Consider the following 14,735-nt stretch of genomic DNA (forward strand, 5'->3'; position numbering starts at 1 on the left):
TTGGAGAATTTAATAAATGAATTTAATACGCGAACCGGGTAAGGCTATTACTACCGATGATTTCCTAGTTCAGCTCCCCTTGCCTTCTTATATTTTGCAAACTCGTAGGCGCTCATTGCGATGTCATGTTCATGTCTTAGGCTATGATAAAAGTCACACATTTTGCAGTTTTTGACCTTCCTTTTATAGTCCTCTTGGATCTCACCACTACAATAGGTGCCTGTAATATAAACACATGCACGACCACCATTTGTTCCACCAAGATAACCATCGGCAAGTTCATCAGTGGTTGCAGGACAAACGCCAAGGGCATCTTTGTTGATACCTCCCGGTTCCCTACCGCACTTGCAATATTCCCAGCAATTCTTTACCAATCAAATCACCTCCACTGTCAAAAGCATCTTGCTAGAATCAACATACCCAGTAGAAGTCGAAATATTCCATAGAAATGCATCATGTAATTTAATTGGTAAATTTGGTATAGGCGCTTCACAAAATTCATCTTCTCACAACAGTAAGAATATGTTAAACTACTACTATAGTGCGGACGTGGTGGAATGGCAGACACGCTGTCTTCAGGTGGCAGTGGGGCAACCCGTGCGGGTTCGAGTCCCGCTTTCGGCACCATCAAACCCTCACGAAAATATCGTGAGGGTTTTGTTATATATAGCTATTCTTAGAATTTTGACTAACAATTGAGGTCGGTACCAGTCCTCCCAACTGCACAATCTTCAAGCAACACCAAATCGAAATTAACATAAGAAGAGGCTGCATTGAATTTTATTTCAACACGATCTTCATAAACATCTACTCGACTATAAATTTCCTAACTACCAATTTCACTTTTCGTTTGTCTGCATCTCTCACTACAAACCGGTACTTATCAAACACCTCACAAATGTCACTTTCTTTTATTTTTCCTACATTGTTTGACTCATCATATTTTGTCAGTTCTTGAGCTGATAATGTCTCTTGATTCTGTAGTTCGTTTAGTCTTGTAAATAATGCTTCATGTAATTTTTCTGATTAAATTACAATTAGATATTGTCTAATTCTAATTCTTTCTGATTGTCGTTATATGATATAGAATGTAGCCGACTCCTTCTGAAACTATCTAAGTTTGTACAATAAAATAACCTGCTTTGCTATTAACTGCATATAAAATTGGGTCTTGAAATCCTAGTCTGTTATCATTTTATCAATAACCAGTTATCTGAAAATATTAAACTTTCATCATTAATTGACTTCAACTTACAAATTAGATACCTCATTTATATTGTCAATAATTTCTTTTTTAGGTATAGTTCGGTAAACTTCTTCGAGTAAACGTATTACTTTTTCTTTTGTTACTCTAAATGCTTTCTTATTTATAACTTTATACATAAAGGCTAACTCCTTCAGATAATAAGCCTTCAAAACTGAATCCGTAATATGCTCTCCGTAATCAATGAGAGAATCTATAATTTTCTGTTGATTGACTTGTTGATCCGAAAGCAACTTAAACTTAACACGATATTCTATCAATTTTAATAAACTCAACTGCGAAACATCGTGCTTTTCAGCTAGATTTAATCCTTCTTCAATCTTTTCAATTGCCTCTTCAAGTCTATTTTGATCGTCATATATACCTGCCAATAAAAGATTATTTTCTGGTGTTGCTTTGTAATGATCATATTCAACCCCAAATTTATTAGAATGCTCTAAAGCATTAATAGCATTTATATAATCACCAGAAGCTTTATATATGGCACCTAAATTATTATAGATATAAATCAATACAAAACCATCGTTATTTTTTTTGCGATGTTCTAGTATCGGCAGCAAATAGGAAGTTGCTTTTTCATATTGACCAATGTCCTTTAATACATTTGCTAAGTTAATTTTTGCTGCATCCTGACTTCTTCTATCATGAAGCTTAATAGCATTTTCCAAAGTTTTTTTATAATATTTTATGCAATTTTGATAATCATTTAAGTAATAGTAGGCAATACCAATATGCAAGAAAATATTGGTTAGCCCATAGTAATCTTTAATTTCATTTTTAGTGAGAAGGATTTCCTTGTACATTTTTATTGCTTCATTATACTTTCCTCGTGCTACTAAAATATAAGCTTTATAGTTATATATTGATGTTCGCATTTGGATATCACTTGTTTTTTCAGCCCAAGTAAGCCCTCTATCTAATAGAATATCTGCTTGATCATATTCCGCGCTGTGAAGCAATATAATACCTCTACTGAGTGCAAACTCAGCTTTCACATCATCATCGAGTTCATCTAATAAACTTTCTATTTCCTCGTACATTTCGATCGATTTATCGTGGTTTGTCACATTGTAGACTCTTACAATTTTAAGATTTATCTTCACTGATTGGTTTTTTGATTCACATATCTCTAATGCTTTTTTACAATATATGATTGATTTTTCATAATCAACTTTCAAGTAGTAAATCTCTGCATATTTCTCAAAAACCTCATACATCTCTTGTTTAGTAACGTAAGACTTTAACTCAGTAATCTTATCTAAATTATTTATGCAATCATCTAATCTATAATTACTAAAGTTATAATTAGAAGCCATAACATAATACTTAACTGCTTCATTATATTGTTGTGCTTTCTCCATATGAAAAGCAATAATACTGGCTTTATTATCCAAATACTCCTTGTATACGGTTATCATTTCTCTAGCAGCTAATTTGTGTAATTCTCTAATTTCTGACTTAAGCTGAAGCTCATATACAGTATTTCTGAATAATGTATGCCTGAACATATACTTGAATTTATCCATAGATACCCATATGTTTTCGTCAATACCTTTTATCAAATAATCATTGACACTTCCATCAATACGCATACGTGATATAATCTCAATTGGAAATATTGTACCAAGGATTGATGCTTTTTTAACAAATGATTTTATATAATTACTTAATTGATCTATTCTTGAGAGAAAAATGGAATCAATGGAATTAGGTAAATTCAAATTGTCACTTTTCAATGTAAGGTCATCCTCAAAAGCTCCTGTCTCCATTAAATAAATAATAAGTTGCTCCAAGTAAAAAGGCGAACCTTCTGTAATCGCATATATTGTATCTCTAGTAGAGGTAGGTAATTCTAAACACCCTAAAGTATTTTTTAAGAACAGTTCTGTTTCTTTTAGTGTAAAAGCTTTTAAATCTATTAATTCATGATTATTACACCATTCTGAGGTATTAGTAAACACTTCGTCCTCATCTATTCTACTAGTTATAATCACGATTAACGATGAATCATTGCATGAATTGATTGCGTGTTTCAAAAATTTTATGCTGTCAGCATCAAACCATTGTAAATCTTCTATTCGCAGTATCACTGGTCTTTCTGTAGAAATGAGATATATAAAATATTCAAATGAATACATCATATTTTCAAATCTGATTTTCGGATCCATAGATGGTAGTATTGAATCCGGGATATGTAAGTCCATGATGTTAGCAATAAACTCAATATGTTGATCTAGTTCTTCTGGATTGGCGTTTTGAATCATGTATAATTTATTATAGTTTTCCTGAAATATTTTGGTATTTTGAAAGGCATTGTTATTTGTGTTTATATTAAAATAATCACATAATACTCTTTTAATAGGATTTAGACTTGATCTAAATAATTCATCACTTACAAATGTAAGTATTTCAACACTTTTCTTATAATCAATAATACATTCATCGACTAACCTTGATTTACCAATACCTAACTCACCCTTTATATGAACAACACCTTGAAAATTCGCGCTATTGCTTTGATCAATATAGTTTTTTATGAGTTTAATTTCATGAGTTCTTGAGGTAAATGGCGCTTGATTTACTAGGTTGTTTTTGCTTTTTTCAATTGAGTATATATTAATTGGATTAGTGAACCCTTTGATTATCACATTTTCTTGTACACTGGTTTCAAACAAATGTCTTATTTCATTATTAATACTTTCTCCTAATGCAATTTTACCACTAGTCGCACTAGTCATTAACCTAGCTGCGAAATTGACCGAAACACCTAATGCAGTATACTCCTGCCTTATATTAGAACCTACAAAGCCTGCATAAGCCACTCCATATGACATACCTATCTTTGAATTAGTTTGGGGTAACTTGATTACTTTTGATGAAAACATCACTGCTTTTTTTAAGAACTGTGGTTTGGATTCTGGCGCACCAAAAATTACAACTACGATTCCACCTTTATCTCCAAAATCTATCTTATTAAAATAACCACCATACTTTATTGATAAATCTAACACAACCTTTAAGAAATCATCGATATTGTCATTCTCATCAAAAGAAATGAAACATGATACTACTTTCCTAAATTCCCCCTGTATAGTAAGGTTAACAATGGAACTTGGAAAAAAAATAGTCTCTTCCTCATTAAAAGATAATAAAGGATATCTTATGTTACTTACATCATTGATTTTGTTTAATAAATAGTATCCCTTTGAAATTCTTTGATAATCTACATTAGATTGATTGGCTATCTTCGAAAGAAAGACATCGTCAAAACATATGTCATTTGGCATGCAATGTTGTTCGGCTTCAATACAATTATTGATTGCGTCACCTTTAAAATAATATGATTTAATTGTATCACCAGAAATTATTCCCCAATTAATATCACCATATGACAAGCCAATTTTAATTTTTAGGTCAAATTCACCAAATCGAGTTTTTTGCCTGCCAATTGACTCAAATAAAGCTATAATTTCTTTTGCTGATTGTAATATGTTTATCACGGATGCTTCTCTTTCGTCAAATACAGCAGTAAAAGCATCACCTGCAAAGTTTGATATAAACCCCTTTTTTTGGTAAATGAACTTTATTGAAGGATCAAATATTTTGTTCAAGATTATTGACAGAATTTCTGCCCCTTCAGATCCGTTTAACATTAGTTGTTCTGTCATCAAGGTAAAACCCGATATATCAGCAAACATTGTATATCCACAAAGTACACCACTGTACCTATTACATTTCATTTCGTCATAAATCAATTCTGGAACTAAATTCTTCATATTCAACCCCCTACCTGTTTAAAATAACAATATAGTAATTTCTATAAAAGTAAGCCTATTAGTAACTATTCGGTTATACATTTTTATTTAAAGCACAAGTCCTTATATCGTACATCCATTCGTGTCGCTCAGAATTCTAAATCTCATATTCTTGCATTTCTCTACCAACAAATATACAATCCGTCTCATACTTGCTTAATGCGCTATAAATTCTTATTGATTGATGATGTCCTAATACAAGTTTCTTCGAATTTGATTTTGTTAGAATATTAATTGCAGACTCAACACTAGCATGACCATATGAACGTAATGTAGCTGTCGTTAATTCTTCTTTTAAGAAGAAGGCATCCATATAAAGTAAGTCAGAATTTTTACAAAAACTCATAATATCTTTATCTTCTTCCATACCATCAGGTAAATCTGTTAGTATAGATATTTTTTTGTTTTCTTCTTCAATTGAATAAATCATACAGCCACCGGGATGGTCAACTAACATCCCCTTTATTGTTAAACCATCAATGTGTATTGTACAATTGTTCCTTAACTCATGATGGTTTAGTTTAGCACCCATATAATTAGGTTTCATTGGTAATATTGGCTCAACCATGAGTGTTTCCAAGGCGTTCTGAACATTATACCCATTCAGGTCTGGTGAATATATATCGAAAGAATTATCTTTGTCATATATCTGAGCTATAAATGGTAGACCTAAGATATGGTCTAGATGATAATGAGAAATAAAAAGAGTAAACTTATTAAGCCTTGATTGGTTCATATAATTTATCAAACCTGAACCTGCATCAAATACAATTTCGGTTTTATTATTTTTTACCATTAAACATGTCGTATTACTACCTAGATTAGATTGACCACCAGATACTGAGCCCATGACACCATATATTTTAAATTTCATCGCTTTATCTTTCCCCCTTTTTTACTTATAGCATAGTAGATTTAAACAAGTCAACCAAGTGCTTGTCTAATGCGCCATCTTTAACTTCATATGATAGTATTTGAAAAGCTTTTTCAATAGACATTGGCGCTTTATAGGGTCTGTCAATAGCAGTGAGTGCATCATAAATATCTGTTATCGCCAATATTCTTTCAAATAGCGATAAGTCATTTTGATCAATCCCCATAGGATAGCCCTTGCCATTCAATTTCTCATGGTGGCTAGCAGCAATCATTGGAACATTGGCAAAAGTCTTTCCCCAACTCATCTTTTCAAGGATTTCTTTTGAATAGACAACATGCATATTTATTTTACGACGTTCATCATCTGTTAAATTCCCTTTTTTTATCGATAAATTATAATATTCTTCTTCATTTAGAAAAACTAACTGCAAATCATTGTATATAATAGGCACTTCATCTCTAAGCATTTTCAAGAAATTTAAGCTATCCTCATCAAGGAAATTGGACTTATTTATCTCTTTTATTTTTTCTATATATTTTACTGTGTTGTCTGAAAAATCAATATTAAAAGTGTTATCATTATCTTTTTTAATTAACTCACTCATCAGATAATATCTCATTTCAATCTCATTAATGTTGGCATCAGATAATCTATTTTTCTTCTGTAATACTGCTTCAGGTACACCTATTTTACCAACATCATGTAAACGCGCTGCTATTTCTAACTCTTTTTTTCTGTCATCACTTATATGAATTTCTTTATATATACCTTGATTGTCATTAATAGCATTAGCAAGCAAAAGTGAATACTCAGCAACTTTTCTTGAATGACCAGCTGTAACAGGGTCTCGCTGTTCAAGCGTTGTTGATAGGGTCGTAATAATTGTATCCAGCAGTTCAGATAATTCTAAATGCAACTTTGTCCTGTCAATTAATATAGCTGCTTGTGATGCCAATGAGGAAGTTAGTTGTTCATCTAACAGCGTAAATGAAGGCAAATCAACGTTTGTTTCATAAGATATAATTAGGGATGAATTTTTTTCCTTTTTGTTAATAAGCTGCATGGCACCTATAACATCACCATCATAGTTTAAAAGAGGTACAACCAACATATTGATTGTTCTATAATTTATTTTTTTATCGAAAGAGCTGTTGTGTTCAATGTTAAAGAGGCTTTTTACGTCATTCATTGTTTTTAAATTATAGCTTTTTTTATTTAGGACACAGTTTCCTACAATAGACTGTCTGTTAATTGGTATAACACTTTTTTCAAAGGGAACATCAACAGAATGGTTAACCGTGTATTCAAATTGCAGACCTTGATCCGTTAGTGTAAATATACTACCTGCATCTGCATTGGTTATTTCGACACAAGATTCTAGTATTATATGAAGTAATTTATCCACATCTCGTTCATTTGATAACTGTATAGCTATATCAGTGAGTTTGCTAATTAGTTTTTTTTCGTTCATTGTGTCCCCCTTCAAATTCCATGTCGATGTTGAGTAGTTTTCGACTTACTTGATTCCCAATAGCTGCATTTATCTCCAGTACAAAGGTGTACTTATCTCATTATACTATATAAATAAAAGAATCTTCACAGACTTATTATATATATTCTGGTCAGCCTTAATATTTTAATTCTCATGTTTTTGTTAATATACTCCCAAAAAACGAAATAAACACCCTACTGTCAATGTTTTTTAAGTAGAGTGGTTCTAGTCTCTCATTTGGACCAGAGCATATTGTTGGAGATGACCGCGAATGTAATGCTCTCATCATTCTAATTCTTAAGCACACCAAAACTCCACAAATTACATCCTTTAGAAAAGCATTCTTATAGTTTTCCATTTTTTCTTCAGCAATTAGAATATCCTATTATTTCTATAATAAAGTACATAGCTAACGTCATAATTAGCACCAGCACATATAGTAATTGTACAGCTGTGAGCGTTGATTAGTCAAACAAAATACGAGCAGGTTTCCAAAATGAGGGGAATAAGTTTTAATTGACTTTTAATGTTCAAAGTAAACGGTGAAACGTCAGTATGAACGGATTGAATTACCTCTTTCTACGGCGTATCATAAACCTGCAAACAGAGATTGTTACAAGAGTTCTTAAGATGCAATAAGAACGCATAGAGTACCTGATATCATTAATAATGATCAAGGTAACCAGTTCACATCAAGCGAGTACATCGAGGTAATTAAGAGCTATAATCATTCTAAAATAAGCATGGATGATTAATTTGGACAACGGACAACATTTCCATAGAAAGTTTTTCAGATCATAGAATCTGGAACGCCTATACTTAGAGTTCCCTGAAGCAGTAACTAAAATAAAATCTTACTAAAAAGTACATAATTGACTACAACTTTCCCCGAGACCATCAAAGTTATGGGTATAAAACACCAATCGAGGTTTAGTATAAACCTATACTCTTGTTTCCCCGTTTCTAATTTAAAAATAACTAATTCTATTGATAAGAAGTATTTGCAACCATCATGTTTATAATTCCCCTTTTGGTGTATGATTATATTAGGTGTATTTAATTATTTAATAAAGCTGTTAATGAAAATTTAAATTCCTAGATTTATAAGCAAATCGTTAAACAATATTAATTATGATATTTCCTAATCTATCTATTAAATGTTTATTTGTATTTCAGGCTTTTCAGCAACAAGTCGTTTGATGAAACAGTATTTAATTTGAGTAAGAAGTATTCAAGGCAATAATAAAGCACCTAAAAACTTTATTTTGATAAAATATAAATTCTTAAGTCAATACATTGCGAATAGAGGTAGATATGAATATACAAGAGTTAAAAAAAATTGGAAAAATTGAGTGCTATGGCGAAGATGAAAAGATATTTCAGCAAGGAGAAATAGGGGATAGTTTGTTTATAATCTTAAAGGGCTCTGTTAACGTTGTTATCACAAGTTCATATGATGGTAATGAAATTTTAGCCTCTGTAATAAAAGAAGGCAATATTTTTGGTGAAATGGCATTGGTTTCTGACTCGAGACGAGGTGCGACAATTAGAACAAATGAAGAAACTACATGTTTACGAATTGGTCAAGCAAAGTTTGATACTTTTATTTCACAAGAACCAAGTATTATAGTAAAAATGCTTAAAATAATGGCCAATCGATATTATGAAACAATAAAACAGTCTAAAAGAAACGAGGAAATAACTTATGTATGATTTTATTCGAGAAGAAACGACTGTTAGGAAAATATTAAAAAAACGAAAATTCATTGAACAAGGTCAAGAGATGGGATGTTGTTATTTTATACTTTCTGGATCTGCGCACATATACTTAAACAATGGAAATGAAGACGTGTTTGTTCGAAAAGCTATTAAAGATGAAATCTTAGGGTTAATGGAATATCTTGGGAATCAAAATTACCCTTATACCGTCATAGCTGATGAAGAAACTTTTATTGCAGAGATCAATGAGGAGAATATCAATAGTTTTATTAGTACAATGCCTCAGATAGCCAATAATTTACTGAATTTCTTTGCTACTAGTATTGAAGAAAGTAATGACTATTTATGTAAATCAATAGAGTCTGAATCAACATATACCAAAGATGAGTCCTTTGAAGTTTCACTTGATGATAAGATTCTAACTTTAATAAATAATAGAAAATATAAAATGATTTTACCGCAAAAACATGAACTGAATTTGTATTCTAAAGACGTTAATTGCCCTGTGTGTCAAAATAAATTTAAAGCCAATCATATTAAGTATTCCCGTTTAAAAGTTGAAAGAAGAACGGATGACTTTAGGGTAATTTATAAAGATTTTGATGATTTATGGTATTTAATTTGGATTTGTCCTTACTGTAATTATGCAAATTTTCATAATGATTTTTACAAACTGAGTGCAAAATCACAAAAGTATCTGCATGACAATTTACCAAGGTATTCTGACGGTGAATTGAAAACGAGCATAAAAAAAACAATAAATGACGTTATAGAGGATTATATTCATCTCAGTCGAATTATGTGTGACTTACACGAAACTATTTTAGTTAAGGTAAGGTTGTTACAATCTCTCGTGTGGTTAATGGGTGATGCTGGTGATTTGCAGACTCAATTAAAATTAAAAGAACATTTACTAGTTGCACTAAAAGACTTCCATTATAATAGTCCAATAAAGCTAAATGTTGATGAAGAAGTTAAGCTTGCCATTAAAATAGCTGTAATTATATCAGAGCTTGGTGAATATAAAGAAGCAAAGGATGTATTGTTAAAAGCGCTTCAACTACGAGGTATGAAAAAGGTTTATCGTACACAAATTCAAAATGTATTAGAAAAGATAAATGGCTAACTGATCCGTCTTGAATGACAATTTCTGATATAGCCTTATAAATTAACGAATATATAAGTTTTTATAACAATGAAAGAATTCAATTATAATCAATAAAAGCACCAGTTGCCGTCAGAGCGCTTGCCGCATAGTGAGCCATTAAAAGCTCGGCTATAATGGGTTCAGTCCAATGGTATAAATAGCTCTTGACGTCCGAAATACTCAGTTGTATGTGAACTATTTTATATTATTTAAACAATAAAAAGAAGACGTTTCACACACTTATCATACATCCTGGACAATCTTAATATTCAAGTTCTCATACTCTAGTAAAAATATAAAAAAGGAAAAAGCCCTCTTTTAATGTTACTTAAGTAGGGGGGGTTAGTTCCTCGATGGTACGAGGAGGTTAATGCTGGAGGCTATCGAACCTACGTCCTAGCTCATAAGCCGTTTTCGGCAGATTCAAATAGAACATCAACAAGTGTTAATTCTGTGTGGATTTGCCTGTGTCGCACTGTCCGCACCATTTTTTTTTTTGCATTTCTCTTCCGTAACCGATTCTACAAGGTTTTATCAGCACTTAAACATACACAGCTTCTTTACTTTCCTCAGGGCTCATGTTCAGCTCGATCGCATTTGTCAAATGCTTTTCGATGGCGATTTCTCGTAGTTTCAGATACAACTGTGCTTTTGTCGCGTCGATATAAGGATTGACAAAAGCAATTCCTATTCCAAAAAATAAACCTCCAAGTATCAACCATCCTAAAAATGATAATTCAAGCACCCATATGTCCACTTTATGCCCGTCCGTCATCCAGTCACTTAACTCTAAAGCTCTTTGCGTACTCATCTTCGGATTGTCACTTAGTATATATGGTACCATGCAATAGACATACCTCTTGATAATACCCGGTATGACCAACATTAAATAGAATAAAAACACCTTAATCGACTTGAACATCATCGTTTTTGAAATATTCAGGTAGTGTTTCCCATGAAAAGAAAACTTCAACGCCTGAAGGTCGACATCTTCTACTTGACCTCGTTTAAAATAATTGCATATCCCAACATAGATTGGATTCAATAAGGCAAAGGAAATGAACAACAGACTGAATAAGTGGATAAGAAAGTAGGCATTGTTTGTAAACTCGATACTTCCGATAAAAGGAAGCCAAGAATTATACTTCAACACGACTCCATCAATCATGGCAACTTCATCAGTCGCGGAAGCACCATAACGGATGGGGTTATCCTCACCAAACCCGCATATGGCCGCCAACAGACTCACCATAAAGGCCTGTCCATAAAAATTAGATAAAAATCCCCTTGCCTTCAACTTCAATTCCTTACGATCCCACATAATGTCCCCTATCTGTCCAGTATTAGCAACTCCATGTACTCAGTATAGGGCAACCTACTGCAAATACAAAGCGGTTGGAAACAAATTTAAGGTTAACCTAGATTCTACGTGTGAGACATCGAAATAACTCTTAAAGCAAGCTGTAATAATGATTAAGCCAAAACCGATCTTTCACCCATTGGGTGAAAGAAAACAATAGCAGAAAGATACTATTTTATATGTTTTTTGCCTTGCTCATTGGGTAAAAACATAGCAATAGAAACTCTGCGAAGGAGATGGCCTATGATTAATAAAATTGATTTTAATGCTAAGAATCTAACCTCAAATGCAGGACTTTTCCTTCTGCTAGAGAATGTAAAAAACAATGCCATTTTTGAGATGATAGAAAATAATCTCATCTTTGAGAGTGACTCTGTAAACAAAATCAAAATGAATCATATTAAGACCATGCTCTGCGGACATTTCATAGGTATAGATAAGCTAGAACGTTTGAAGCTCTTAAAAAACGATCCACTCGTTCGTGAATTCGATATTTCTGTAAAAGAACCTGAAACAGTATCAAGGTTCTTGGGGAAATTCAACTTTAAGACAACACAAATGTTCAGAGAAATCAACTTCAAAGTATTCAAAAAACTACTGTCGAAAAGCAAACTGACATCCATCACTATTGATATTGATAGCAGTGTTATAAACGTAGAAGGCCATCAAGAAGGCGCTACCAAAGGATACAATCCTAAAAAGCTAGGCAACAGGTGCTACAATATCCAGTTTGCATTTTGCGACGAATTGAAAGCATTCGTCACTGGGTTTTTTAGAAGTGGCAATACTTACACTGCAAATGGTGCTGCTGAACTGATTAAAGAAATCGTAGCTACCCTAAAAAAAGACGACTTAGAAATTTTATTTCGGATGGATAGTGGTTACTTTGATGAAGAAATCATTGAAACAATCGAGTCTCTTGGATGCAAATACTTAATCAAAGCAAAAGCTTACTCAACGCTTGCATCACAGGTAGCAGATTCATCCATTCTATTCGTTAAGGGTGCGGAAGGTAGAGAAACTACAGAATTGTTTACAAAGTTAGATAAGTGGGAGAAAAAAAGAAGATTTGTGGTGTCTCGCGTACTAAAACCAGAAAAAGAAAGAGCGCAATTATCACTTTTAGAAGGCTCTGAGTACGACTATTTTTTCTTTGTGACCAATACAAAACTACTGTCAGAAGCCGTGGTTATCTCCTATGAAAAGCGTGGCAATGCTGAAAATTACATCAAAGAAGCAAAATATGACATGGCAGTAGGCCACCTTCTGCTAAAATCATTTTGGGCAAATGAAGCAGTATTTCAAATGATGATGTTATCGTACAATCTGTTTCTGCTATTTAAGTTTGATTACCTTGACGTCTCTGATACAGACAGCAAATAAAAACATTTCGCTTGAAATATGTGTTTCTTGCTGCGAAGATTATCAAAACGGCTAGGTCTGTCATTATGAAATTGTCTGAAAAATACCCTTATCGGGGAGTGTATGAAAAATGCCTATGTTGAGTTTTGAAAAGAATGACCTGAATATTTCTGCTCTAATGTCGCTTCAATACGAGGCTTATTAAGCACTTTCAAAATTAAGAGCTATTAGAATATTTAAAATGTTGTTGTTGAAAGGAGGTGTAAAAAATGTTAAAATGTAGAAGTTGCCGCTTCAATTCCTCGTAAAACACATGAGAATAGTGAATTTAATTGCAATTTGAAAATTGACGTGGAATTTAGGTTTAATTTAAATGCAGTTAATTGGGTAACTCTATACTAAAGATATCAATCAAAGGAGGTAGTAAAATGAGAAAAAAAATAACCATTCTCATTATTTTCGTCGTAATTATTACTAGTTCATTTCTCTACATCAATAATGAAAAAATCAAAAAAGAAGAAGCACTTAAAGCCAATGAGCAAACAACACAAATCTTTGTTCTTAAAAAAATGCCACTTAGCCAAACCCTCTACTCCGATGGAACTATACAATCAAGTAACTCTATCAGTGTATATTCGGATATATCCGGTACAATCGAATCAATCAAGGTGAAAATTGGAGATAAAGTTTCGGCTGGTGATCTGCTAATTACTATCGACAATTCATCCCTAATTAAAAGTCTTGAACAAGCTAAGTATCAATTGATGATTGATCAAGATGCACTAAATGACATGAAGCAAAGCGGCAATATCACTTTACAGGCAAATTATGAGCAGGTACTCTCCTTTTATAATAGGACCAAAGAAAGCTATGAGAATAACCAAGCCTTATATGAAAGTGGAATCATTAGTTTAACAGAACTCAACAGTTTTAAGTCCAGTCTTGATAGTGCATATTCAAGCTATGTCAATGTTAAAAATCAATTAAATACATCCTCAATTGGAAACGAACTAGATAAATTAACTGCAAAAATAAGCATTGACCTGCTTGAAATTGAGCAAATCGAAAGGCAAATTGAAGCAACTAATATTCTTTCGCCTATCGATGGAATTGTAACTTTTGTAACAGAAAATATTGGTGCATCCATACAAACGGGTTCAATAGCAACAACCATAACCGATTTAAATCAATTAGAAGTGACTACGGGAATATCAGAATATGATATTCATCTCATAAAAATTGGACAAGATGTAATGATAAGTACACTAGGAAATACTGACCACTTTTACAAGGGTCTAATAACAAGTATTGCTCCTATTGGAACAAGTACAGGTACAGAAGTATTAATCGATGTAACCATAAAGATACTTTCTCCTGATGAACTACTCAAACCCAATTTTACTGCTACACTCGATATTTTGATTGGACAAAAAGAAAATGCTCTTGCAGTACCCTATGACGCTTTAATTGATTCACCCAAAGGTGATTCACTTGTACTTAAAGTAGTGGATGGTATTGAAACACCAGTCCGTGTACAAACAGGAATGGAAACGGATATGATGATCGAAGTACTATCTGACAACCTCAGTGCTGGAGATGAAATCGTAATTCCTTCAAGTGCTAAACCTTCTGCCGAACTAGAAAAAAATCTTTTTAGAGTCCCTGGGGCTGGTGGCGGTAATAAACCAAAATAGGAGGT

At 32.7% G+C, this 14,735-nt stretch carries 8 protein-coding genes, 1 tRNA gene and 1 pseudogene; 5 read left to right on the forward strand and 5 right to left on the reverse strand.

Annotated elements, in window-relative coordinates:
* Positions 1 to 50: 50 nt before the first annotated feature.
* Positions 51 to 374, reverse strand: a complete 324-nt coding sequence (locus tag DWB64_RS12700) for a two-CW domain-containing protein (RefSeq protein WP_129488625.1) — start codon at positions 372 to 374, stop codon at positions 51 to 53.
* A gap of 169 nt (positions 375 to 543) precedes the next feature.
* Here DWB64_RS12700 and DWB64_RS12705 point away from each other — a divergent pair.
* Positions 544 to 627: transfer RNA gene (locus DWB64_RS12705), tRNA-Leu, on the forward strand.
* A gap of 624 nt (positions 628 to 1,251) precedes the next feature.
* On the opposite strand, the gene DWB64_RS12710 is transcribed toward DWB64_RS12705, so the two are convergent.
* The 3 genes from DWB64_RS12710 to DWB64_RS12720 all read right to left on the reverse strand — a co-directional run bounded on the left by DWB64_RS12710 (position 1,252) and on the right by DWB64_RS12720 (position 7,427).
* Positions 1,252 to 5,040: an adenylate/guanylate cyclase domain-containing protein gene (locus DWB64_RS12710; protein ID WP_129488626.1), complete on the reverse strand. Its 3,789-nt coding sequence runs from the start codon at positions 5,038 to 5,040 to the stop codon at positions 1,252 to 1,254.
* 136 nt (positions 5,041 to 5,176) lie between these two features.
* Positions 5,177 to 5,953, reverse strand: a complete 777-nt coding sequence (locus DWB64_RS12715) for an MBL fold metallo-hydrolase (protein WP_129488627.1) — start codon at positions 5,951 to 5,953, stop codon at positions 5,177 to 5,179.
* A 25-nt stretch (positions 5,954 to 5,978) separates the two neighbouring features.
* Positions 5,979 to 7,427: an HD domain-containing phosphohydrolase gene (locus DWB64_RS12720; protein ID WP_129488628.1), complete on the reverse strand. Its 1,449-nt coding sequence runs from the start codon at positions 7,425 to 7,427 to the stop codon at positions 5,979 to 5,981.
* Between the two features lie 1,335 nt (positions 7,428 to 8,762).
* On the opposite strand from DWB64_RS12720, the gene DWB64_RS12725 reads away from it, so the two are divergent.
* Together DWB64_RS12725 and DWB64_RS12730 are read left to right on the forward strand one after the other, a co-directional pair.
* On the forward strand, positions 8,763 to 9,161 hold the full coding sequence (locus tag DWB64_RS12725; protein ID WP_129488629.1) for a Crp/Fnr family transcriptional regulator: 399 nt from the start codon (positions 8,763 to 8,765) through the stop codon (positions 9,159 to 9,161).
* Positions 9,154 to 10,293 carry a DUF2225 domain-containing protein gene (locus tag DWB64_RS12730; RefSeq protein WP_129488630.1) on the forward strand — a complete coding sequence of 380 codons (1,140 nt, stop codon included), beginning with the start codon at positions 9,154 to 9,156 and terminating at the stop codon, positions 10,291 to 10,293. Before DWB64_RS12725 ends, DWB64_RS12730 begins: the two co-directional genes overlap by 8 nt.
* Before the next feature lie 562 nt (positions 10,294 to 10,855).
* Here the strand turns inward: DWB64_RS12730 and DWB64_RS12735 are convergent.
* Positions 10,856 to 11,635, reverse strand: a complete 780-nt coding sequence (locus tag DWB64_RS12735) for a DUF975 family protein (protein WP_129488631.1) — start codon at positions 11,633 to 11,635, stop codon at positions 10,856 to 10,858.
* 282 nt (positions 11,636 to 11,917) lie between these two features.
* Here DWB64_RS12735 and DWB64_RS12740 point away from each other — a divergent pair.
* Positions 11,918 to 13,179, forward strand: a pseudogene (locus tag DWB64_RS12740) (IS1380 family transposase).
* A gap of 285 nt (positions 13,180 to 13,464) precedes the next feature.
* Complete coding sequence (locus tag DWB64_RS12745; RefSeq protein ID WP_129488632.1) at positions 13,465 to 14,730, forward strand: efflux RND transporter periplasmic adaptor subunit; 1,266 nt, start codon at positions 13,465 to 13,467, stop codon at positions 14,728 to 14,730.
* The last annotated feature ends 5 nt before the right edge of the window (positions 14,731 to 14,735 follow it).

This window comes from Fusibacter sp. A1 (assembly GCF_004125825.1).
Taxonomy (GTDB): Bacteria; Bacillota; Clostridia; order Peptostreptococcales; family Acidaminobacteraceae; genus QQWI01.

Coding starts and splice junctions, on each gene's coding strand:
- DWB64_RS12720 (WP_129488628.1), bottom strand. CDS start 7,427: ATGAACGAAAAAAAACTAATTAGCAAACTCACTGATATAGCTATACAG.
- DWB64_RS12725 (WP_129488629.1), top strand. CDS start 8,763: ATGAATATACAAGAGTTAAAAAAAATTGGAAAAATTGAGTGCTATGGC.
- DWB64_RS12730 (WP_129488630.1), top strand. CDS start 9,154: ATGTATGATTTTATTCGAGAAGAAACGACTGTTAGGAAAATATTAAAA.
- DWB64_RS12710 (WP_129488626.1), bottom strand. CDS start 5,040: ATGAAGAATTTAGTTCCAGAATTGATTTATGACGAAATGAAATGTAAT.
- DWB64_RS12745 (WP_129488632.1), top strand. CDS start 13,465: ATGAGAAAAAAAATAACCATTCTCATTATTTTCGTCGTAATTATTACT.
- DWB64_RS12715 (WP_129488627.1), bottom strand. CDS start 5,953: ATGAAATTTAAAATATATGGTGTCATGGGCTCAGTATCTGGTGGTCAA.
- DWB64_RS12735 (WP_129488631.1), bottom strand. CDS start 11,635: ATGTGGGATCGTAAGGAATTGAAGTTGAAGGCAAGGGGATTTTTATCT.